Annotated in this window: 17 protein-coding genes; 9 read left to right on the forward strand and 8 right to left on the reverse strand. The window is 70.3% G+C overall.

Going from position 1 to position 20801, the window contains the following annotated elements; genetic code table 11:
- Positions 1-6: 6 nt before the first annotated feature.
- The 3 genes from IPV10_RS08825 to IPV10_RS08835 form a co-directional block, all read right to left on the reverse strand.
- Positions 7-1596 (reverse strand): molybdopterin-dependent oxidoreductase, encoded by a 1590-nt coding sequence (locus tag IPV10_RS08825; protein ID WP_207482988.1) that lies wholly within the window; start codon positions 1594-1596, stop codon positions 7-9.
- A 114-nt stretch (positions 1597-1710) separates the two neighbouring features.
- On the reverse strand, positions 1711-4272 hold the full coding sequence (locus IPV10_RS08830; protein ID WP_207482880.1) for an RNA helicase: 2562 nt from the start codon (positions 4270-4272) through the stop codon (positions 1711-1713).
- A 36-nt stretch (positions 4273-4308) separates the two neighbouring features.
- Positions 4309-4674, reverse strand: a complete 366-nt coding sequence (locus IPV10_RS08835; RefSeq protein ID WP_207482882.1) for a zinc ribbon domain-containing protein YjdM — start codon at positions 4672-4674, stop codon at positions 4309-4311.
- A 57-nt stretch (positions 4675-4731) separates the two neighbouring features.
- Between IPV10_RS08835 and IPV10_RS08840 the strand changes: the two genes are divergently transcribed.
- Together IPV10_RS08840 and IPV10_RS08845 are read left to right on the forward strand one after the other, a co-directional pair.
- Positions 4732-5094: a metalloregulator ArsR/SmtB family transcription factor gene (locus IPV10_RS08840; protein WP_207482884.1), complete on the forward strand. Its 363-nt coding sequence runs from the start codon at positions 4732-4734 to the stop codon at positions 5092-5094.
- Positions 5091-6731 carry a SulP family inorganic anion transporter gene (locus IPV10_RS08845; RefSeq protein WP_207482886.1) on the forward strand — a complete coding sequence of 547 codons (1641 nt, stop codon included), beginning with the start codon at positions 5091-5093 and terminating at the stop codon, positions 6729-6731. Before IPV10_RS08840 ends, IPV10_RS08845 begins: the two co-directional genes overlap by 4 nt.
- 3 nt (positions 6732-6734) lie before the next feature.
- Here the strand turns inward: IPV10_RS08845 and deoD are convergent, their stop codons facing one another.
- Positions 6735-7448 (reverse strand): purine-nucleoside phosphorylase, encoded by a 714-nt coding sequence (deoD, locus tag IPV10_RS08850; protein WP_207482888.1) that lies wholly within the window; start codon positions 7446-7448, stop codon positions 6735-6737.
- A 108-nt stretch (positions 7449-7556) separates the two neighbouring features.
- Here deoD and putP point away from each other — a divergent pair, with 108 nt between their 5' ends.
- Positions 7557-9071 carry a sodium/proline symporter PutP gene (gene putP, locus IPV10_RS08855; protein WP_207482990.1) on the forward strand — a complete coding sequence of 505 codons (1515 nt, stop codon included), beginning with the start codon at positions 7557-7559 and terminating at the stop codon, positions 9069-9071.
- A 30-nt stretch (positions 9072-9101) separates the two neighbouring features.
- Here the strand turns inward: putP and IPV10_RS08860 are convergent, their stop codons facing one another.
- Positions 9102-10130, reverse strand: coding sequence for a LacI family DNA-binding transcriptional regulator (locus IPV10_RS08860; RefSeq protein WP_207482890.1), 1029 nt, complete (start codon positions 10128-10130; stop codon positions 9102-9104).
- A gap of 93 nt (positions 10131-10223) precedes the next feature.
- On the opposite strand from IPV10_RS08860, the gene IPV10_RS08865 reads away from it, so the two are divergent.
- Positions 10224-11999: a beta-galactosidase family protein gene (locus tag IPV10_RS08865; RefSeq protein WP_207482892.1), complete on the forward strand. Its 1776-nt coding sequence runs from the start codon at positions 10224-10226 to the stop codon at positions 11997-11999.
- A 289-nt stretch (positions 12000-12288) separates the two neighbouring features.
- On the opposite strand, the gene IPV10_RS08875 is transcribed toward IPV10_RS08865, so the two are convergent.
- Both IPV10_RS08875 and IPV10_RS08880 read right to left on the reverse strand, forming a co-directional pair.
- On the reverse strand, positions 12289-12954 hold the full coding sequence (locus IPV10_RS08875; RefSeq protein ID WP_207482894.1) for a DNA alkylation repair protein: 666 nt from the start codon (positions 12952-12954) through the stop codon (positions 12289-12291).
- A gap of 114 nt (positions 12955-13068) precedes the next feature.
- A complete protein-coding gene (locus IPV10_RS08880; protein ID WP_207482896.1) occupies positions 13069-14106 on the reverse strand; it encodes an aromatic acid exporter family protein in 1038 nt (345 codons plus the stop codon).
- Positions 14107-14280: 174 nt separating this feature from the next.
- On the opposite strand from IPV10_RS08880, the gene IPV10_RS08885 reads away from it, so the two are divergent.
- A complete protein-coding gene (locus IPV10_RS08885; RefSeq protein ID WP_207482898.1) occupies positions 14281-15345 on the forward strand; it encodes a DUF998 domain-containing protein in 1065 nt (354 codons plus the stop codon).
- Between the two features lie 10 nt (positions 15346-15355).
- On the opposite strand, the gene IPV10_RS08890 is transcribed toward IPV10_RS08885, so the two are convergent.
- Entirely contained in the window at positions 15356-15739 is a 384-nt protein-coding gene (locus IPV10_RS08890) for an HNH endonuclease (RefSeq protein WP_207482900.1), read from the reverse strand.
- A 117-nt stretch (positions 15740-15856) separates the two neighbouring features.
- Between IPV10_RS08890 and IPV10_RS08895 the strand changes: the two genes are divergently transcribed.
- From IPV10_RS08895 to IPV10_RS08910, 4 genes are all read left to right on the forward strand, one after another.
- Positions 15857-16132 (forward strand): hypothetical protein, encoded by a 276-nt coding sequence (locus tag IPV10_RS08895; RefSeq protein WP_207482902.1) that lies wholly within the window; start codon positions 15857-15859, stop codon positions 16130-16132.
- 92 nt (positions 16133-16224) lie between these two features.
- Positions 16225-19095, forward strand: a complete 2871-nt coding sequence (locus IPV10_RS08900; protein ID WP_207482904.1) for an AAA family ATPase — start codon at positions 16225-16227, stop codon at positions 19093-19095.
- A 337-nt stretch (positions 19096-19432) separates the two neighbouring features.
- The gene (locus IPV10_RS08905; protein ID WP_141874111.1) at positions 19433-19636 is read left to right on the forward strand and encodes a cold-shock protein; all 204 of its coding nucleotides are present in this window, start codon (positions 19433-19435) and stop codon (positions 19634-19636) included.
- A gap of 217 nt (positions 19637-19853) precedes the next feature.
- Positions 19854-20798 carry a siderophore-interacting protein gene (locus tag IPV10_RS08910; RefSeq protein ID WP_207482906.1) on the forward strand — a complete coding sequence of 315 codons (945 nt, stop codon included), beginning with the start codon at positions 19854-19856 and terminating at the stop codon, positions 20796-20798.
- Positions 20799-20801 lie beyond the last annotated feature (3 nt).

Raw genomic sequence — 20801 nt, forward strand, 5'->3', positions numbered from 1 at the left:
GCGTGCTCAGCTGACCGTGATCAGGACCCGCTGCCAGCCGGTGGAGCCGTCGGGGGCGATGCGGGTGCGCTCGCGCACCTGCATCTTCCCCTCGCGATCCGTCGCCCTGACCGAGACGTAGTGCGTTCCCGGCGTCGCGTCCCACTCGACGAGCCACTGCACCCACGTGTCCTCGTTGACCGCGTTCGAGAGCGTCGCCTGCTGCCAGTCGCCGTCATCGATCTGCACCTCGACCCGGTCGATGCCGACGGTCTGCGCCCAGGCGACACCCGCGATCGGCACGACACCGGCCGAGACGGGCTTTCCCGAGCGGGGGGTGTCGACGCGCGAGGAGAGCTTGATCGGAGCCTGCGCGCTGTATCCGCGCGGCGTCCAGTACGCCTCGTCCTTCTCGAACGTGGTGACCGTGAGCTGTGTCAGCCACTTGGTCGCCGAGACGTACCCGTACAGTCCTGGCACGACCATCCGCACCGGGAACCCGTGCTCCAGCGGCAACGGCTCGCCGTTCATCGCCACCGCGAGGATCGCGTCGGTCCCGTCGTCGGTCAGCGTGCTCAGCGGCGTGCTCGCGGTGAACCCGTCGATGCTGCGCGAGAGCACCATGTCGGCATCCGTCTGCGGCGCGGCGAGGCGGAGCAGGTCGCGCACCGGCACGCCGAGCCACCGCGCACTGCCGACGAGTCCGCCGCCGACCTCGTTCGAGACGCAGGTCAGCGTGATCGAGTACTCGTCCAGGCCCATCGCGATGAGTTCGTCGAAGCCGATCTCGACCCGCTGGTCGACCATCCCGTCGATCACGAGTCGCCAGCCGGCGGGGTCGATCGTCGGCACGGTGAGCGCGGTGTCCACGCGGTAGAAGTCGGCGTTCGGGGTGTAGAGCGGAGAGAGCCCTGGAACGTCGAGCTCCGCTCCGTCCGGAACCGTCACGGTCGTTCGCGGGTCGGGAAGGCGCAGCGCCTTGCGGATGCTGGCCACCGAGGATGTGGCGGCTGAGACGGTGCGGGCTGCGACACCCGCGACCGCCGCGGACACTCCCGCGATCGCGGCCGTCAGCAGGAACCCACGGCGGCCCAGCACTGTCGAGGGCTGCGGGGCGGTCCCGGTCTCGCCCTCGACGGCTGTCGGTCGGGTCCCCACGGAGCGGCGCCTCTCGCGCAGCCGTCGAGCGAGGATGATGACGACGATGACGCCGGCCACCGTGGCCAGCAGCGGCGCGGCGAATGCGAAGGGCGCTGCCCCTGCACGGGTGACGATCGCCGCCCCGGACAGCGCACCGGCGACCACGAAGGCCGCCGCCCCCAGCGGGGGACGCAGGTACTGCAGAACGCCGGCGATCGCCGACGCGATGAGCACGGCGGCGGCGAGGCTCGCGAGCAGGATGATCTTGTCGTACTCCCCGAAGGTCGCGATCGCGAACTCCTTGACGGGCTGCGGGACGACGTCGATCACGAACGATCCGACCGCGAGGATCGGACTCGCCCCTCTCGCCCCGATGAGCGCGACGACCTCCGCGGTCGCGAGGAACACCGCCCCGCTGACAAGTCCTGCGAGACTCGCCAGCGAGATGAATCGCAGGCACTCACGGCGGTCGTTCATCGCGTCTCCCTCGTCATGCGCTGTCGTCGTCACGTCTGCAGGTGATTCGGAGTCGACGGCGAAACGGATGGAGCGGAGGATGCCGCGGACGCGGCGGGGCGGCTGGCGGGAGGGTTACAGGCGGGCGACTCCGGTCACGGTGACGACGGCCGCCCCCTCCTCGTCGGATGCCGCGAGGTCGACGGTCGCGGAGATGCGCCAGTCGTGGTCGCCGGCCGGGTCGTCGAGGATCTGATGCACCGACCACTCCGAAGCGCCCTCGGTGATCAGCAGCAGCTTCGAGCTCCGGGCATCCGCTCCGGTGAGGATCTCGCCATGCTCGTCGAAGTAGGCGTCGAGTGCGTCGGACCAGGCGTCCGCGCCGAACGACGGATCCAGGTCCGCGAGGGCGTCCACGTCATCCCTCGCCGCGAGCTGCACCCTGCGGAACAGCTCGTTGCGCACCAGGATCCGGAAGGCGCGCACGTTCGAGGTGAGGCGCTTCGGCGCTGGCGGCACGATCGGCTCGTCGGAACCGTGGGCCGGGATGACGCCGGACACGAGCTCCTCCCATTCGTCGAGCAGGCTCGAGTCGACCTGCCGCACGAGCTCGCCGAGCCACTCGATGAGGTCGCGGAGGTCGTCGTTCTTCAACTCCTCGGGGATGGTCTGGGAGGCTGCGCGGTAGGCGTCGGAGAGGTAGCGGAGCACGACTCCCTCGGAGCGCGCGATCTTGTAGTGGGCGACATATTCCCCGAACGACATGGCCCGCTCGTACATGTCGCGGACCACCGACTTGGGGTGCAGCTCGAAGTCGCGGATCCACGGCTGGGCGGCGCTGAAGGTCTCGAAGGCGGCGCTGAGCAGCTCGTCGAGGGGCTTCGGGTAGGTGACCTGCTCGAGCATCTCCATACGCTCGTCGTACTCGATGCCCTCGCGCTTCATCTCGGCCACCGCCTCACCGCGGGCGAGGAACTCCTGCTGGCCGAGCACCGCGCGCGGATCGTCGAGGGTCGACTCGACGATCGAGATCATGTCGAGGGCATATTGGCCGGTCCCTGAGCCCGCCGAAGGGTCGGGGTCGAGCAGGTCGAACGCGGCGAGAGCGAACGGCGACAGCGGCTGGTTCAGCGCGAAGTTCGGCTGCAGGTCGACGGTGAGGCGGATGCCGGGGCCCGTCGACGAGCTCAGGGACCCAGCATCCTGGTTCGCTGAGCCTGTCGAAGCGTCGTATCGCTCCACGACTCCCGATTCGAGCAGCGTGCGGTAGATCCCGATGGCGCGGAGCGCCAGCTCCCGCTGCCGCTGCCGAGACTCGTGGTTCTCGTATACGAGTCTGCGCATATTGCCGAAGACGTCGCCGCCGCGGGCGATCACGTTGAGCATCATCGCGCTCGTGATCTGCATGTGCGAGGTCAGCGTCTCCGGCACGGCGTCGATCAGCTTCCGGAATGACGGCTCGCCCCACGACACGAAGCCGTCCGGCGCCTTCTTGCGGATGAGCTTGCGCTTCTTCTTCGGGTCGTCGCCGGCCTTCCTGATCGCGGCGGCGTTCTCTGTCTCGTGCTCGGGGGCCTGGGCCGTGACCGTGCCCGCCGTGTCGTACCCCGCACGCCCCGCGCGACCGGCGATCTGGTGGAATTCGCGGGCGTTCAGCTGCCGCATCCGCGTGCCGTCGAACTTCGTGAGGGCCGTGAGCAGCACCGTGCGGATCGGCACGTTGATGCCGACGCCGAGGGTGTCGGTGCCGCAGATCACCCGGAGCAGGCCGCGCTGCGCGAGCTGTTCGACGAGACGCCGGTACTTCGGCAGCATCCCCGCATGATGCACGCCGATGCCCGCGCGCAGGAACCGTGAGAGCGTCTTGCCGAAGGCCGTGGTGAAGCGGAATTCCGCGATCAGCGCCGCGATCTCGTCGCGCTGCTCTCTGGTCGCGACCTTCGTGCTCGACAGCGCCTGCGCCCGCTCCATCGCGGCGGCCTGCGAGAAGTGCACGACGTAGACCGGCGCCTGCCCGGTGTTCAGCAGGTCGTCGACCGTCTCGTGGATCGGCGTCAGCTCGTAGAAGAAGTGCAGCGGCACCGGGCGCTCGACGCCGGAGACGGATGCCGTCTCCCGGCCCGTCCGCCGCGTGAGGTCGGCCGCGAGCTCCGTGACGTCGCCGAGGGTCGCCGACATCAGGATGAACTGCGCCTGCGGCAGCTCGAGCAGCGGCACCTGCCAGGCCCAGCCGCGGTCGGGATCGGCGTAGAAATGGAACTCGTCCATCACGACCTGGCCGACGTCGGCATCCGTCCCCTGACGCAGCGCGAGGTTGGCAAGGATCTCCGCCGTGCAGCAGATGATCGGGGCGTCCGCGTTCACGGAGGAGTCGCCCGTGATCATGCCGACGTTCGACGCGCCGAACACGTCGACCAGCGCGAAGAACTTCTCGCTCACCAGGGCCTTGATGGGCGCGGTGTAGTACGTGCGCCGTCCGGCGACGAGGGCCGCGAAGTGGGCGCCGATCGCCACGAGCGACTTCCCGGTGCCGGTCGGCGTCGACAGGATCAGGTTGTTGCCGGAGACGATCTCGATCGCCGCTTCGTCCTGCGCCGGGTAGAGGGTGATCCCGGTCGACTCCGCCCATTCGACGAACGCCGTGTAGACGGCATCCGCATCGGATCCGTCTGGAAGCGCGGCGGGGTCGAGGAGCATCCTTCGATCATCCCCTATGCGGGGAGGAGCGGCGGCTCAGGCCTTCTTGACGAGGCTCGACTTCAGCAGCATCGCGCCGAAGCCGTCGACCTTGCAGTCGATGTCGTGACCGTTGACGGGATCGATCAGGCGGATGCCGCGCACCTTCGTGCCGGCCTTGATCCCCTGCGGGGAGCCCTTGACCTTGATCGACGTGGTGACGACGACCGTGTCGCCATCGGCGAGGATGTTGCCGACCGCATCCTTCACGACCCGCTCGGCGTCTGCGGAAGCCGGATCGCCCGAGGAGGAGGAATCGGCGGGCGACCACTCGTGCCCGCACATCGGGCAGACGAGCAGGGCGCCCATCTCGTAGGCGTGCTCGCTCGAGCATTCGGGGCAGAGGGGGATGCTGTCGGCCATGCCTCCAGGATAGCGCGATATGATGAATCCATCAGATCGCATCGGGAGGAGCCGAGGATGCTCAGTGATCCGAGCCGTCCGCTCTACGAGGTGAAGGCCGGGCTGTTCAAGGGCCTCGCGCACCCGATCCGCATCCGCATCCTCGAGGTGCTGTCGGCATCAGCCGAGGTCTCCGTGTCGGATCTCCTCGAGGTCGTCGAGCTGGAGGCCTCGCACGTCTCGCAGCACCTGGCCGTGCTCCGGCGCAACCGGCTCGTCGTGTCCGAGCGCCGCGGCAGCCTCGTCTACTACCGCCTCGCCTACCCGCAGGTGGCGGATCTCCTCCGCGTCGCCAGGGCGCTGCTCGGCGAGATCCTGGAGACCACGCAGCAGCAGCTCGTGGAGACCGCAGGACTGCCCGAGATCCCCGTGCGGGCATGAGTGCCTGGAGACTCAGGAGCGCGCGGAGCCTGCTGCCGGCGGCATCCGACTATCGGGGTCTCCGCAGATCCTGGAGGCTTGACCTGCTCGCGGGCGTCACGGTCGGCATCGTCGCTCTGCCGCTCGCACTCGCCTTCGGCGTCAGCTCGGGGGCCGGGGCTGCGAGCGGACTTGTCACCGCCATCGTCGCGGGCGTCATCGCCGCGGTCTTCGGCGGCTCGAACGTGCAGGTGTCCGGGCCGACCGGCGCCATGGTGGTCGTGCTCGCGCCCATCCTCGCCGAGCGCGGTGCGGGGGCGCTGGCCGCGGTCTGCCTCCTCGCCGGGCTCCTCGTGCTGGCAGCGGGGCTCCTGAGACTCGGCCGCACGGTCGGGTACATCCCGTGGCCCGTGATCGAGGGGTTCACCCTCGGCATCGCCGTCATCATCTTCCTGCAGCAGGTGCCCACGGCCACCGGCACGCGGACCGGCGAGAGCACCAACGCCCTGATCGCCGCAGGGCAGTCGCTCGCGAGCGCGTCATGGCCCAAGCTCGGCTGGTCGCTGCTGCTCGTCGGCATCGTCGTGGCGATCATGCTGGCGTCGCCGAGAATCCACCCGCGATTCCCCGGTTCCCTTCTCGCGATCGTCGTGACGTCGCTGCTGGCGGTCGCGTCCGGCCTTCCCGTCGACACGATCGGCGAGCTGCCGGCAGGGCTTCCCGCGCCGACCCTGCCTCATCTCGACCCGGCGTCGCTGCTCGCCCTCGCGGGCCCCGCGGCGGCGGTCGCCGCTCTCGCCGCCATCGAGTCCCTGCTGTCGGCCCGCGTCGCGTCGACCCTCGCGGACACCGGCTCGTACGACCCGGATCGCGAGCTCGTGGGGCAGGGCCTCGCGTCGCTGACGGCGGGGCTGTTCGGCGGGATGCCCGCCACCGGCGCGATCGCCCGCACCGCCGTCAACGTCCGCGCCGGCGCCCGCACCCGGCTCGCGGCGATCACGCACGCGCTGCTGCTGCTCGTGGTCGCCCTGGTCGGAGCATCCGTCGTCTCGCACATCCCGCTCGCCGCCCTCGCCGGCGTGCTCATCGTCACCGCCTGCCGCATGATCGCGCCGGCGACCGTGCGCACCGTGCTGCGGTCGACGCGAGCGGATGCCGTCGTCTTCTGCCTCACCGCGGTCGTCACCGTGAGCGTCGACCTCATCTACGCCGTGCTGATCGGGTTCCTCGCGGCGGGCTTCTTCGCGCTGCGTCAGCTGGCGCGCACCAGCGGCGTCCACCGTGAGGAGCTGCCGGGGCCCGTGCGCCAGGGCGACGAGCGCATCGCGGTGTTCCGGCTCGAGGGCGCGCTCTTCTTCGGCGCGGCGGAGCGGACCATGGAGCGCGTCGGCACCCTCCGCGACATCGAGGTGGTGGTGCTGCGGATGTCGCAGCTGCAGGTCCTCGACGCCACCGGCGCACAGGTCATCACCGAGCTGATCACCTCACTGGAGCGGCGGGGCATCACGGTGCTCGTGAAGGGCATCCCCGCGCAGCATCTGCCGCTCGCCGAGCGCGTCGGCGTTCTCGCCTCGCTGCGTCACCAGAACCATCTGTTCGACGACATCGACGCCGCCGCCTCGCACGCCCGCAGCCATGTCGCGCGGGCCGCGGCGTAGCGGTCAGACCGTGGTCGCCGCCTGCAGCGCGATGCGGATCATGTCGCCGAAGGTCTGCTCCCGCTCCTGCGCGGTGGTCTCCTCACCGGTGACGATGTGGTCGGACACCGTGCAGATGCTGAGGGCCCGCCGGTCGTAGAAGGCGGCGAGGGTGTAGAGACCGCTGGTCTCCATCTCGACGCCGAGCACGCCGTGCTTCACGAGCGGCTCGGTCAGCTCAGGACGCGTGCTGTAGAACTGGTCGCTCGAGAACAGCAGCCCGACGTGCACGGCCGAATCCAGCGGCTCCGACTTGCTCGCCTCGACGGCTGCCCGCAGCAGCGCGAAGTCGGCGACAGGCGCGTAGTCCTGGCCATGGAAGCGCACCCGATTGATGCCCGAGTCCGTGCAGGCGCCGTTCGCGATGATGATGTCGCGCAGCTTCAGCTTCTCGGTCAGGGCCCCGCACGAGCCGACGCGGACGATCGTCTGGACGCCGTACGAGTCGAACAGCTCGTTCGCGTAGATGGACATGGACGGCTGCCCCATGCCGGACCCCTGCACAGAGACGCGGTGCCCCTGCCAGGTGCCCGTGAAGCCGAGCATCCCCCGGGTCTGCGTGTACAGCTCTGCGTCCTCGAGGAAGGTCTCCGCGATCCACTTCGCCCGCAGCGGGTCACCGGGGAAGAGGACGATGGGGGCGATCTGGCCTTGCTCGGCAGCGATGTGGGTGCTCATGGCATCAGCGTAACCAGCAGTCTCTGCGTGGCGCGTTCGGCTGCGGCATCCGTGTTGGGATCATCGAGGCACGGATGCGGTGACCTGCACCGCTCAGGAGGGACGATGATGTCCGACCAGATCTTCATGTACGCGGCGCTCGGCGTGTATTTCGCCGGGATGCTCCTCATCGGCTATTTCGCCTACAAGCGCACCTCCGACCACGAGGACTACATGCTCGGCGGCCGCAACCTCCCGCCGTGGGTCGCGGCGATCAGCGCGGGAGCCGCCGACATGTCCGGCTGGCTCGTGATGGGCCTTCCCGGCGCCATCTACGCCGCAGGCCTGATCGAGGCGTGGATCGCGATCGGCCTCACGATCGGCGCCTACCTCAACTGGCTGCTGGTGGCGCCGCGCCTTCGCGCCTACACCGAGGTGTCGCGCAACTCGATCACGATCCCGAGTTACTTCGAGAACCGCCTCCGCGACTCGAGCCGCTCGCTGCGCGTGCTCGCCGGCCTCATCATCCTGGTCTTCTTCACCCTCTACATCTCCTCGGGGATGGTCGCCGCCGGTGTCTTCTTCGAGAGCTCGTTCAACGGCGACTACATGTTCGGGATGCTGCTGGTCGGCGGCATCACGCTGCTGTACACGCTCTTCGGCGGATTCCTCGGGGCCTCCCTCACCGACGTCGTGCAGGGGCTCATGATGGTGATCGCGCTGATCGTCGTGCCCGTGGCGGCCGTGATCGCGATCGGCGGGCTCGATGAGACCAGCACCCTGATCACCGCGAACGGCGGCGAGGGCTTCCTGTCGATGCTCGGAGGCGGCGCGGTCACGGGAGGCACGTTCCTCGCGATCGTCTCGGCGCTGGCGTGGGGCCTCGGCTACTTCGGGCAGCCGCACATCGTCGTCCGCTTCCTGGCGCTGCGCTCGCCGCAGGAGGCGAAGAGCGCCAGGCGCATCGGGATCTCCTGGATGGTCCTGTCGATGTTCGGCGCGATCATCTCGGGCCTCGTCGGCATCGCGTACATGGCGCAGCGCGGCATCACACTGGACAACCCCGAGACCGTCGTGCTCCTGATGTCGCAGACGCTGCTGCATCCGTTCGTCGCCGGTCTCGTGCTCGCCGCCGTGCTCGCGGCGATCATGAGCACGATCTCCAGTCAGCTGGTGGTGTGCTCCTCGGCCCTCGTCGAGGACCTCTACAACGTGGTGCGCAGGACCCCGCCGTCGCAGAAGAGACTGGTGCTGATGGGGCGGATGGCGGTGCTCGTGGTCGCGATCATCGCGATCATCCTCGCGATCACCCCGAACGACTCGATCCTCGGTCTGGTGTCGTTCGCCTGGGCCGGCTTCGGGGCGGCGTTCGGGCCGATCATCCTGCTGAGCCTGTTCTGGCGCAAGCTCACCAACTGGGGTGCGCTCGCCGGCATGTTCGTCGGCGCCGCCACGGTCTTCATCTGGAAGGGGCTGAACACGGGGCTGTACGAGCTGCTCCCGGCGTTCGTGTTCGCCTTCGTCGCCGCGGTGCTCGTGAGCCTCCTGACCTACAGGCACAACGAGGAGATCCAGCAGGAGTTCACCGACACCGGCGCGATGCTCGCGGTGCCGCGGCCGCACGCGGTCGGCGATACACCCTGACCGGCAGTCGCCGCGGGGCTGGGCCGTCGCTCAGCCCCGCGGCGGCGCCGTGGAGGCGCGCACCACGAGCGTCGGCGTGATCTCCGGTTCGCCGCCGACGGGCTCTCCGCCCTCGATCTCCGCGATCAGGCGCAGCGCGGCCGCGCGCCCCAGCGCTTCGAACGGCTGCCGCACGGTGGTGAGCGCGGGCGACGCGTAGGCGGCCAGAGAGATGTCGTCGACGCTGACCACGGAGACGTCCTCGGGGATGCTGCGTCCCGCCTCGTGCAGCGCGCGGATGACGCCGAACGCCATCTCATCGCTGCTCACGAACACGGCGGTCGCATCGGGGATCGCGGCGATCGTGCGCCCCGCGCGGTAGCCCGACTCGGGCGTCCAGTCGCCGGGGATCACCGGCGGCGGAGTGATGCCGCGCTCCTCCAGCACCCGCTCCCATGTCTCGCGGCGCTGCACGGTCTCGGCCCAGTACTCGTCGCCGGAGACGTGCCAGACCGTGCGATGCCCGAGGTCGAGGAGGTGCTCGACCGCGAGACGGGTGATCTCGTTCTGATCGACCGCGAGCGGAGCATCCGCCTGCAGCGAGACGCGATCCGTGCGGGTCGCAGGGGTCCGCTGTGTTCGCGCTCGCATGGACGGGCTGTCCAGTTCGACCGGCACGCCGAGGATGATGCCCTCGGCTCCCTGGCGCTGAAGGCGGTCGAAGGCGTCGTGGAAGGCATCGGTGGACGCGTGGTCCGCGACGGCGGCCGTCGTCACCGTGTAGCCGTTGGCGGCAGCGGCCTGCTCGATGCCGACGCCCAGGGCGGCAGAGGAGTAGCGGTCCGTCGAGACGACGACGACCCCGAGGATCCGGGTGCGCCCGGAGGCGAGCGAGGCTGCGGCGGCATGCACCCGGTAGCCGAGCTCCTCGACCGCGGTGTGCACGCGGCGGGCGGTCTCCGGGCGGACGTTGTCCACACCCGACATCACGCGGGAGACGGTCTGGGTCGAGACTCCGGCCAGGCGGGCGACATCGACCTGGCTGGGGGCGCGGTCCTCTTTGGAGCGACGAGGCGACATGTGCTCATGATAGCGATCATTCCGCGTGAATACGGGCTGCCAGGGTCGCCGCGATGCGATAATGTGAACGCAAACACTGGCATCTGGAGCTTCATGACCGACATCCTCGCGCGAGACGATCGCGCGGATTCCCCGACCACGTCGACGCTGACGTGGCGCGACGGCGAGATCGTCCGCGAGGGGCGCCCGCACCGCATCCTCGCCGGCAGCATCCACTACTTCCGCGTGCACCCGGACCAGTGGGAGGACCGTCTTCGCCGACTCGCCGCGATGGGGGCGAACACGGTCGACACGTACATCGCCTGGAACTTCCACGACCGCGCCGAGGGAGACGTCCGGTTCGACGGCTGGCGCGACGTGGAGCGGTTCATCCGCCTCGCCGGCGAGGTCGGTCTCGACGTGCTCGTGCGACCGAGCCCGTACATCTGCGCGGAGTGGTCGAACGGCGGCATCCCGTTCTGGCTCAGCGGCCGCACGCGTGCGCTGCGCACCGGCGATCCGGTGTTCCTCGCGGCGGTCGACGCCTGGTACGACGAGCTGATCCCTCGACTCGTGCCGCTGCAGGCGATCAGCGGCGGACCCGTCGTGGCCGTTCAGGTCGAGAACGAGAACGGCTCGTTCGGCAGCGACCCCGCCTACCTCGCGCACCTCCGTGACGGGCTGCGAGCGCGCGGCATCGTCGAGATGCTGACGACGGCTGACGGGATCACGGCCGACATGCTCCGCCACGGCAGCGTGTCCGGTGCGATGCCCACTTTCACCTTCGGCACCGGGGTCGCCAAGGCCAGGGAGCTGCGACCGGCCGACGCCGCGCTGATGTGCAGCGAGCTCTGGGGCGGATGGTTCGACCACTGGGGGGAGCGGCATCACGTGCGCTCCGCCGACAGCATGATCAGCACCGTGCAGGAGCTGCTGGATGCCGAAGGCTCCGTGAGCCTGTACATGGCGCACGGCGGCACGAACTTCGGTCTGTGGAACGGCGCCAACCACGACGCCGTGCTCCAGCCGACCGTGACCAGCTACGACTCCGACGCGCCCATCGGCGAGGACGGCACCCTGAACGCGAAGTTCTACGCGCTGCGTGCCGCGTTCGCGCCGTTCCACACCGGCGAGCTCCCCGCGATCCCGGCTCCGCCGCTACGGCAGTCCGCCGCCTCCGCCGCGCTCGTGGCGCAGGCGTCGCTGATGGACGTCGTGCGCGCCGCACCCGTCGTCGCCGGCTCGGCCGTTCCGCTCACATTCGAGCAGCTCGGTGCCGAAGACGGCCTCGTCGCGTACGAGGCCGACTGCTCGTTCCCGCAGGAGGCGACCCTCTCGATCCTCGGACTCCATGATCGGGCCACCGTCTTCATGGACGGGGAGCGCCTGGGCACCCTCGAACGCGACGGTCTCGCCAAGCTGGCGCTGCCGGCTGCGGGCGGCGCCGGCCGGCTGACGATCGTCGTCGAGAGTCTCGGACGCATCAACTACGGGCCTCTGACCGGCGAGGGCAAGGGCATCATGCGAGGCGTGACGATCGGCCGCCGCTACGTGCACGGCTGGAGCCACCGCATCCTGCCTCAGAGCGCGCCGGTGACGGCCGGCACAGCAGCCGACGACGGGGTCGCCGTCGCGACGTTCGACATCGCGGCACCGGCAGACGCCTGGCTCGCCTTCCCCGGCGGGGCGAAGGGGATGGTCTGGCTGAACGGCTTCCTCCTCGGTCGCTACTGGGAGATCGGCCCGCAGGAGACCCTCTACGCACCCGCGCCGCTGTGGCGGAGCGGGCACAACGAGATCCGCATCCTCGACACCGACCGACTCGGATACGTCGTCGAGATCCGGGAGCGGCCCACCTTCGGGGAGACCGAGGAGTTCATCGGCTCCTGAGCCGCCGCACACGAGAAACCGCCCCGGAGCCGAAGCTCCGGGGCGGTTTCTCGTCGAGGTGGTGTCAGCCCTTGACGGCACCCGCCGCGAGCCCCGACCGCCAATAGCGCTGCAGCGTGAAGAACAGTGCGATCAGCGGGAGCACGCCCAGCAGCGCGCCCAGCATCACGTCTCCCTTGTCCTCGAGGACTCGGCGCGCGCGTCGCGGCCGCCGCTGGCGCGCGCGTCGCGGCCGCCGCGGGCCTGCGCGCGAGGGCGGCAGAGGGCATCCGGCGACCCGGCCGGGCGGTCAGGCCTGGCGCTTCACCATCTCCGTGATCCAGATCGGAGCGAACGGCGAGACGCATCCGGGGGCGGTCGGATAGTCGGCCAGCACCTGGAGCTCATCGCCGATCGCGAGGGCGCGGTCGCGGAGGTGCGGGTGCGCGATGCCGATGTGCGCGAGGGTCTCGTTCATCGCCCACTGCAGTCGTGAGGGGGCAGCCTTCATGCCCCGCTCGATCAGATCGAGGAGATGCTCGAGGTCGAGGCCCTCAGGGTCCTTGGCCACGCGCACGGACGTCAGCGACCACGCCGCGGCCGCGACCGTCGGGTCGGCGTCGCCGAACCACCGCAGCCGCATCTCCTCCGCGCGCGGCGACTTCTTCGCGACGTAGTTCACGAACCAGTCGTTCACCTTGGGGCGGTCGGTCTCGCGGAGCATGCCGTCGAGCTCGTCGGCCGTGAACTCGCGGGGCTTGCAGATGAGCAGCGCGAGCAGCCTGGCCGGGGTCTCGCCGGTCGCCCAGAGTTCCTTCGCCAGTTCCTGATCGGTCTTGACGCGCTTCGCGAGCGCGCGCAGGCGGCTGAGGTTCATGCCGTGGTCGTCGCCGCGCTTCTCGTTGGCCGCGCGCATCTTCGGATCTTCGAGCGCGGCGAGTTCGGCGAGGACTTCGGGGACGGTCATGTCTGCCATGGTTCCAGGGTAAGTCGGTGCCGCAACTCCGGAGAACCGGCACGCGAATCCGCCGATTCGCCCCACTGCACGGTGAATCGGCTCGGATCTCCGGAGTTGTGGCGGTGCTCGGACTCAGACCTCGTCGAGCAGCTCCCCGCGGATGCGGCGGAGGTCCTCCATCAGCGATCCGATCAGGATCCAGTGGCCGGATGCCGGGGGCCTGATCACGAGCGGAGCCGTCAGCGCGGGGATCGCGGAGGTCAGGGTCTCCGGCTCGGGTGTCACATCGGCGATCTGCACCGCGAGGCGCACATCGTGGCCCGCGCGGCGCAGCTGCTCGGCGATCGCGGTGACGGCGGGCTCCTGCCCGATCGCGTCGTCGTAGTGATCGAAGTAGGCGCGGGTCATCCCGATCGTCTGGGTCACGATCGGGGAGAGCCGTTCGAGCAGCGCCCGCATCTCGCGGAGATCCTCGCGGTGCGCGGAGCGGCGCGGGTTCAGGGTGAGTGACTCCTCGCCGGCGGCGATGGATGCCTCGGCAGCATCCTTCATCGGCCGGAGCAGCCGCACCTGCAGCATCAGCTCCTGCAGCAGCGCGGGTGTCTGCGACTCCGGAAGGGCGGCCGCGAGACGGTCGAGGCTCGCCGCGAGCTCCCTGCCGAGGAGCCCGAGGTCACGGCGTGCCGGCGCGACCAGCACGGGCGGCACGATCAGCGCGTTCACGACGATGCCGATCACGACGCCGATCAGCGTCTCGGCGATGCGGGCGAACGCGTACTCCGGGCTCGACGAGCCGAGCGCGAGCACGAGCATGGCCGAGATCGCCACCTGATTGCCGGTGCCGGGAGAAGCGCGGAACACCCAGGCGACCAGCATCGCCACGACGATCGCGAGCAGCACGATCCAGCTCGGGGAACCGAGCAGCAGGCCGAGCGCGACCGCGACCAGCACGCCGACGATCACGCCGATGCTGCGCTCGAGCGCCTTCGACAGAGACTGGTTGACGCTCGGCTGAACGACCAGAAGCGCGGCGATCGCCGCGAACACGGGCAGCTGTCCGGGGAACGCCAAGCCGGCGAGGAGCCACGCGGCGATCGTCGCCGCAGCCGACTTCACGACCTGCAGCAGCGGAGAGCGCCTGGAGGCACGGATCGCGGCGGGGATGCGCATGGTCCCACGGTAGTGCGGCCTTGGATGTGGCCGCGGACCTTGAATGGTCGCCTGGTGAGTGCGGAGGCGGCCAGGTGGGTCCGCGACGGGGGCGGATGCTCAGGACGCAGGCCGTTTCGCCACGCGCCCGCCCTGGCCGACGTCTTCGCCGGGACGACGTGGTTGCATGGAGGCATGGAGCAGCAGGACCGGGCGCAGCGTCTGCGCGGCGAGACCGAGGCGGTCTGGGCGACGGTTGTGTCGTTCGCGCTCGGCGCGGGCGCCGGCATCCTGCTCCTCGGCGGCGATTCTCGTCCGCTGACCGGCGAGGGATCGCTCGCCCTTCCGGTGGCGGCGATCGCCGGGATCATCGCATCCGCGGCCTTCGTGCTCAGCACGGTCCGGCACCGCCGCGGCGAGACCGCGCCGATGCCGCGCTGGCAGGCAGTGGTGTCCGACCTGTCGGCGATCGCCCTGACCGTCGCGATCGGGGCGGTCACCGCCATGGGAGTGCTCCTGGCCACAGAGATCCTCGCCGCCGGCCTGCAGGGGCTGGAGCTCGCCGCGATCGGCGGCGGCCTGCTCGCCGGCGTCGCCTCGGCGATCGGCGGGCGCTTCGCGTTCGGGGCGGGCATCGGCCTCCGCACGGCGGACCTCTCCGGGCTCCTCGCGAGCTACCTCGTCATCGGCACGCTCTTCGCGATGGTCACCGCGGTCGACCCGCGCTGGTGGGAGGTGAACTTCTCGCAGCTCGGCAACGGCGCGGGCTCCTGGGCCTTCAACGGGACCCTCATCGTCGCAGGACTCCTGATCGCGACGGTCGGCTCGTACGTCGGACGCGATCTGCACCGGATGCTCGGAGACGACGCTCTCGGACGCATCGGCGCGATCGTGCTGCTGTGGGCCGCCACCGGTGCGGCGCTCGCCGCGGTGGGGCTTCTTCCGCTGCACCGGGTGCCGATCCCGCACAATATCGCCGCGTTCGCGGCCCTCGCGCTGTTCGCCGCCGCGGCGGTGTGCACGACGCTGCGCGTGCCAGGGCCGCCGCGCGCCCTGGTCATCACGACGATCGGGGTGGTGATCCTGATCGCGGCGGCGCTCGTGATGTGGGTCCCGTTCGGCCTCTACGGCCTCACCGCGCTGGAGGCGATCGTCGTGGGGCTCGGCCTCGTCTGGATGACGACGCTGGTGCGGGTGCTCGCGATCATCGTGCCGCCGGCATCCCGCCCGTCCCTCCGCCGTTCGCTGCTTCCCGGCTGACGGCGGCGGCTCAGTCGGCGGGTCCGTCGTCCGCAGCGTCGTCCCCGGCCCCGTCGTCTGCGAAGGCCCGCTGCACCGCGTGATGGCGGAGCAGGAACGCGGCCTCGTCGAGCCCGCGCCGGCGCAGCCAGCTGGTCACCTCGCCGTTCGACTTGCTGGCGTTGCAGGAGCCGCACGCCGGCACGACGTTGCTCAGGGTGTAGCGGCCGCCGCGCGAGATCGGCTGCACGCAGTCGCGCTGCAGCGGCACGGCCGACGCACCGCAGTAGGCGCATCCGCTCCACTCCTGCTGCAGCGCCGCCCACTCCCCGGGCGTCAGGTCGTTGTCGGCGGCGGCGACTCGACGCCGTCGACGTCGATCCAGCCGGGCGCGGCGGCTGCGGCTGACTGGCATGAGGCCACCTTAGACGGATGCCGCGACACGGCATCCGGAAGATAGGGAATCTGTCCGATGTCGGAGGGGTGCCTCAGAGCGGAATGTAGGGGTACAGAGAACCGCCGAGGAGACACCATGTACGAGCACCCCTACTTCACCGCCAAGGTCAACGAGTACGAGCAGCAGCAGCTGGAGCGCGCGGCCGAGCTGCGCCGGTTCATCGCCGAGCACCCCGGCCAGGTCGTCCGCCGTCCGGAGGGTGCACTCCTGCGGATCCTGCGCCTGCTCAGCGGGCGCGCGGCGCAGAAGGCGCGGGCCCCGCGGACGTCTCGGTCCGCGGAGTCCGCAGGGACGACGGATGCCGCACGCCGCGGCGTCCCGGCGGGCTGCGAGCCTGCGACCGCCCGGTGACGACGATCCTCGCCGAGGGCGTCGGATCGGGCTCTCCGGAAGACGTCGCGGATCCGGCCCCGGATGTCCGAAGGGGGTGGCACGATGAATTCATGCCACCTCCCGTCCTCAGCGCCGCGATGGTCGGCCGGGACGCCGACCTCGATCACGTCCGTGCGGCCTTCGAGCGGACGCTCGGCGGCGTGCCCGCCGCCCTGCTCGTCGAGGGCGAGGCCGGGATCGGCAAGTCGCGGCTGCTGCGCGAGTTCGGAGCCGAGGTCGAGAGCCGCGCAGACGTGCACGTGGGCTGGTGCCTCGACCTGGGCTCCGCACGGACCCCGTACGGCCCGCTCACGGGCATCCTCCGATCGATCCTCGCCCGCCTCGGCATCGAGCGGGTCCGCGAGGCGGTCGGCGTCGGCGTCGAGGCCCTCGGGATGCTGCTGCCTGAGCTGTCCTCCGCGCTCGCCGATCGCGAGCGCACCAGCCCCGACCGTCTCCGCGACGCGATCGCGAGCCTCATCGACGCGGCGGCGGAGCAGGCGCCCCAGGTGCTCATCGTCGAAGACCTGCACTGGGCCGACGAGTCCACCCTGGCGATCCTCTCCTTCCTGCTGCGCGCGCTCGAGCGCGGGCGCATCCTTCTTCTGATCACCTGCCGCACCGACGACGTGCGCCGGGGCGACGCCGTGAGCCGGTTCATCGCCGAGGCGACGCGTGCCCGACTGCTCGAGCGGGTCGAGCTGAAGCGGCTCGGCGCCGACGCGGTGCGCGACCTCGCCCAGCAGCTCATCGGCCGGCCCCTCTCCGAAGGTGCGCTGGAGCGCGTGCAGGAGCGGGCGGAGGGCATTCCGTTCTTCGTCGAGGAGCTCGCCTGCTGCACGTCGGGCCCGTTGCCCGACGGGCTCAGAGACCTGCTGCTGGCGCGCTTCGACCGCCTGGGCGACGACGCCAGGCGGGTCGTCAAGGTGGTCTCCGGCTCCGAGCAGCCGCTCACGCACCAGCTGTTCGCGTGCCTGGTCGACCTGCCGGAGGAGAGAGTCGAGGAGGCGGTTCGCGAGGCGTCGCTCAGCGGCATCCTCGTCGTCGGCGACGACACCTACCGCTTCCGCCACGCGCTGCTGCGCGAGGCCGTGCACGGCGACCTCCTTCCGGGAGAGCGCTCGCGGCTGCACCGCGCCTATGCCGAGGCCCTGGAGGAGAGCTGCCACGACGACAGTGCCGCCGCACTGGCCTACCACTGGCGGCTCGCGCAGGACGACCGCAGGGCCCTGGGAGCTGCGGTCGAGGCGATGCGCCATGCCAAGGCGCGGTTCGCGTTCGCGAGCGCGGCGCGCTTCGGCGAGCTCGCCCTCGAGATCTGGCCCCAGGTGACGGATGCCGCCGACGCGGCGGGCATCGAACGGCTCGAACTCCTGCAGACGCTGGCGTCGATCCTCCGCAACGCCGGCGACGGAGAGCGCGCGCTCGCCGTCGTGAACCTGGCGCTCGACGAGGTCGATCCGGCATCTGCCGATCCGCGCCTGCACGCGCGGCTGCTGCGCGACAAGGCTTATTACACGATGAATCTGGGCCGCCTCGGATCCATCCCGCTGCTGCGCGAGGCGCTCGCCGTGCTCGACGGGAGGGTCGACGACGACCGGCTCCACGCGACCATCCTGAACACGCTCGCGAGCCGCTACATGATCGCCGGCGATCTCGCCTCGGGGCTGGAGCTCAGCGCCGAGGCCGGCGTGCTCGCCGAGCGGGCGGGATCCGACGACGAGGCGTCGATCGCGGCCAACATCCGCGCCGCCTCCCGCACGCACATGGGTGATGTGGAGACGGGCATCCGCGAGTATGAACTCGCCCGCACCCTGGCCAGGGGGTCGACGGCCGAGCTGCGATACCGGGTCAACTACTCCGATCTGCTCACGCTCCTCGGCCGCTTCCGGGAGGCGGTGCGGGTGGCCGAGGAGGGCTTCGCGCGGTCCCGGTCGTACGGCGTGGAGCGCACGTCCGGCTCGGTGATGACGCAGAACATGGCGGTGCCGCTGCTCGAGCTCGGCGAGATCGAGCGGGTCGAGGAGATGCTCGCCCGCGACCTCTCGCAGACCACGCTCCGGGTGTTCCGGATGTACACGACGATGACGCGCGTGCGCGCGCTCTCCTGGCGAGGGCGCTCCGACGAGGCCGACGAGGTGATGCGGGAATGGCTCCCTGCATTCATCGAGACCGGTCAGGCGGAGCGGCAGATCTGGTACGACACGATCGTGATGGCGGTCGCCGTGGCGGAGAGCCGCGGCGACTACCCCGGTGCGCTCGACGCGGTCCTCGGGATGCTGCGCGACGACGGCCCCGTGCTGCTGCACCAGCGCCGCGTGCTCTTCCAGGCCGGCTGGATCATCTCCGCGCTGCGCGCGACCGGCGCGGACGTGAGCGGGTGGACCGAGGCGATCAGGTCCGCGTGGGAGGCGCAGTCCCCGCAGCTGACGGGTGACTCCTGGTCGGCGATCCTCTCGGCGCTGCTCGCGCCGTCGATCCCGGCGCTGCAGACCGCGGTCGAACTCGCGGACGGCGACGACGTGCCGGTGACGTTCCGCGTCGTGACGCGGCTGGAGCTCGCACGTGCACTCGTCCAGGACGGCGACCGCACCGAGGCGGCGAGCGTCATCGCCACGGCATCCGACCTCGCCGAGAGTCTCGGCCACGCCGAGCTCATCCGGGCGGTCGGCGGCTTCGCGGATGCCGCGGGCCTGCGGCCGTCCGGTCACGACGGCGGGGCGGAGGCCGACCAGCTCACGGCACGCGAGCGGCAGGTGCTCGCGCTGATCGCGGAGGGACTCAGCAACAGGCAGATCGGGGAGCGGCTCTTCATCAGCGTGAAGACCGTGAGCGTGCACGTCTCGGCGGTGCTGCGCAAGCTCGCCGTCACCACCCGCACCGAGGCCGCGCTCGCCGCAGGGCGACGCTCCGACACGGCGGATCTGGTGCTGCGCCGATGACGGAGATCGGGTTGAGAATCCTTCCGGGCGCATTCCCCGCCTGGCGTGGTACGGTGAGCGTAGCCCTCCTACCGGAGGTGACATTCATCACCGGCCCGCGAACGCTTGATGCGACGTGTGTGGCCCTACACCAGGATCCGAGTTCTGTGCCTCGATCGATTCGGCACGGATCCCACCGAAAGACTTCCCACTTGTCACACGCAGCCGCTCACGGCATCCGCGTTCATCATCTCGTCGCCTCCACCCGGAGCGCGACTTTCCTCGTACCTGCCGGAGGTTCCGGTGCGGTGCTCAAGGTCGCGTAAGCGGCCCGTTCAACAGTAGAAAGTAGAAACACATGGCCACTGGCACTGTGAAATGGTTCAACGCGGAAAAGGGCTTCGGCTTCATCGCTCCCGATGACGGCTCGGACGACCTCTTCGCCCACTACTCGGCTATCACCGGCTCCGGTTTCAAGGAGCTCCGTGAGAACCAGAAGGTCGAATTCGACGCTGAGCGTGGCCCCAAGGGCATGCAGGCGGCGAACATCCGCGCTCTCTGAGCGCGATCTGATCGTCCGGAAGCCGGCCGGGTCCCTCGTGGGCCCGGCCGGCTTCTTGCGTGCGCGGGCGCAAGGCGCCGCGCTTTGGTCGAGTGTCACGCGAGTTGCTGAGGGTGCCCTAACCTTCTGTTAGATTAGGCCAGGCTTACCAAACACGGCGCCGGTTGCCCGGTCGTCGAAGAGGTCTCATCTCGCACACACCCCACCGGAAGGCACCATGTCCGCTGTGACCACCACGGAGCGCCCCGCCTACGTCCTCACCCGCGCCGAGGTGCGCGCCGTCGACCGGGTCTCGCCGAACTTCGCACGGATCACGTTCGGCGGTCCCGACCTCGAGGACTTCGGCACCCCCGGTGCGATCTTCGATTCGCGCATCAAGCTGATCTTCCCGCCGGCATCCGGAGTCCTGCCGGAGCTCGACCGCGGCGGCGACGACTGGTGGGGCTCCTACCTCGCCGTCCCCGAGGAGGAGCGCGGCTCGATGCGCACCTACTCGGTCAGGGAGCTGCGGGTGACGGATGCCGGCACCGAGCTCGACGTCGACTTCGTGCTGCACCTCGAACCGGGACTCACCGGCCCGGCCTCGCGCTGGGCGAGTGCCGCCGTGGTCGGGCAGGAGCTCTTCGTGATCGGCCCTCGGCGCGGGGTCACCGCGCACGGCGGCGTCGAGTACGCGCCCGGCACCGCACGCTCGGTCGTGCTCGCCGGCGACGAGACCGCGGCTCCCGCGATCGCCCGCATCCTCGAGGACGCCCCGCGCGATCTGCGCGGCGTCGCCTACATCGAGGTGCCGGTCTCGGCCGACGTGCTGCCGATCGACGCCCCCGCGGGCGTCGAGGTGCACTGGCTGCCGCGCGCAGCCGGCCAGCAGCATGGAGCGGAGCTCATCCCGGCGGTGCTCGCCCATCTCGGCGACGCGCATACGTCCGTCGAGGTGCAGGACATCGAGACGGAGGAGCTCCTCTGGGAGACACCGGGCTTCTCCCGCCTCGGCGAGGAGATCGACACCGCGGATGCTCCCGCCGACCGCTACTTCTGGATCGCGGGCGAGAGCGGAGTGGTCACGACGCTGCGCCGCCACCTGGTGAAGGACCTCGGCGTCGACCGGTCGCAGGTCGCCTTCATGGGCTACTGGCGCCGTGGCGTCGCGATGCGCGGCTGAGGA

Source organism: Microbacterium sp. SD291 (assembly GCF_017355365.1).
Taxonomy (GTDB): Bacteria; Actinomycetota; Actinomycetes; order Actinomycetales; family Microbacteriaceae; genus Microbacterium.